The sequence below is a fragment of the Oscillibacter sp. CAG:155 genome (genome assembly GCA_000436875.1).
Taxonomy (GTDB): Bacteria; Bacillota; Clostridia; order Oscillospirales; family Oscillospiraceae; genus Oscillibacter.
Map to the genome: position 1 here is coordinate 24,869 of FR890910.1, position 1,798 is coordinate 26,666.

A 1,798-nucleotide genomic window follows, 5' to 3' on the forward strand; every position below is an offset into this window, starting at 1 on the left:
GCGTTTCCCAGAAAATTCCGCCCCAAATCCGCTCTTGACAAGACGGGGAATCCTTCTATAATTGACATATCAATTATTGATATGTCAATTAGGGAGGCATGAAGATGCAACAAACCTTCCACATGCTGCTCTATCGGGCGTTCCATGCCCAGAGCAGCGTTCTGCGGCCGTGTCTTACAAAGCTTGGCCTGGGGACCGGGCAGCCTAAGATCCTCGGATATCTGAGCCGGAACGGCGCCAGCGGCCAGCGCCAACTGGCGGATTATTATGACGTGGACCCGGCGGCGGTGTGCCGGATGCTGGACAGTTTGGAAAAGGGCGGCTTCGTGACCCGGCATCCCGATGAGACGGATAAACGGAGAGATCTGATCGAGCTGACGCCGGCAGGGCAGGAGGCATATACACAGTGGGAGGATAACTGCCTGAAAATGGAAGAGAGAATGCTCAGCGGCTTTACGCCGGAGGAGCGGGCCAATTTTTCCGAATACCTTGCCCGGGCCTATCAGAATCTCAAGACGGAAAGGAGGACCGGCGGTGAAGGACTTTAAACGGCTGTTGTCCTATCTGGGGGATTACCGGCGGGACCTGCTGATCGGAGCGCTGCTGGTCGTTGTGGAGACTTTTTTTGAACTGGTGATCCCGGTCCTGATGGCGGATCTCATTGACGTGGGCGTGGAGGAGCACGACCTGGCCTACATCGTCCGCAAAGGGGTGCAGATGGGCATCTGCGCGCTACTGGCGCTGGTAACCGGTCTGCTGTATGCCCGCTTTGCCGCCCGCGGTGCTTACGGATGGGGGGCCAATATCCGGGAGGCCCAGTATCGGCGGGTGCAGAGCTATGCCTTTTCCAATCTGGACCGGTTTGAGACCTCCTCATTGGTCACCCGCATGACCACCGATGTGACGGTGCTGCAAAACGCCGTCAATGGTGGACTGCGTCCTATGGTCCGCAGTCCGGTGATGCTGGTGATGGGGCTGGGACTTTCCTTCTGGATGAATGCCAGACTGGCGCTGATCTTTGTGGTGTGCGCCCCGGTTCTGGGCCTCACGCTGTTCCTTGTGGTCCGGCAGGTGGCCCCTATGTATGGACGGCTCCAGAAGGCGGTGGACCAGCTCAATAATGTGGTCCAAGAGTGGCTCACCGCGATCCGCGCGGTTAAAGCCTTTGTCCGCGGGACCTATGAAGAGGAGAAGTTTCGGGATGTCAACAGGGAGCTTATGGAGACCAGCCAGCGGACATTTCACTTTGCTGTGCTGAATCTGCCGGCCTTTCAGTTTACCATGTACACCGCCACCGTGCTCATTTTGTGGTTTGGCGGCGGGATGATTCTGAAGGGGCAGCTTCAGGTGGGGGAGCTCACTGGATTTCTCAGCTATGTGCTCCAGGTCATGAATTCCTTCATGATGATCTCCAATGTATTTTTACTTCTGACCCGTTCTCTGGCAAGCGCCCACCGTATTGCCCAGGTACTGGATGAGGACGCCGCCCTGACCTCTCCGGAGCATGCCGTCACGGAAGTCCCCGACGGCAGCATCGACTTTGAAAACGTCTCCTTCAAATACCAGGCGGGAGCCAAAGAATATGCGCTGTCCGGCGTAAATCTGCACATCAAGGCCGGGCAGACCGTGGGGATCATGGGGGGGACCGGTTCGTCCAAAACCACGCTGGTTCAGCTCATCCCCAGACTCTATGATACAACCGAGGGAACGGTCAAACTCGGCGGCCGGGATGTCCGGGCATACGACTTGACGGCACTGCGGGATGCTGTGGGGATCGTGCTGCAGAAAAATGTGCTCT

General features: G+C 57.3%; 2 protein-coding genes. Both read left to right on the forward strand.

From position 1 onward, the window contains the following. Window positions 1–104 precede the first annotated feature (104 nt). Complete coding sequence (locus QZL67_RS06135; RefSeq protein ID WP_022289871.1) at window positions 105–548, forward strand: MarR family winged helix-turn-helix transcriptional regulator; 444 nt, start codon at window positions 105–107, stop codon at window positions 546–548. Then, on the forward strand, window positions 535–1,798 hold a 1,264-nt coding region (locus QZL67_RS06140), incomplete at its 3' end, for an ABC transporter transmembrane domain-containing protein (RefSeq protein WP_292919985.1). The genes QZL67_RS06135 and QZL67_RS06140, both read left to right, overlap by 14 nt.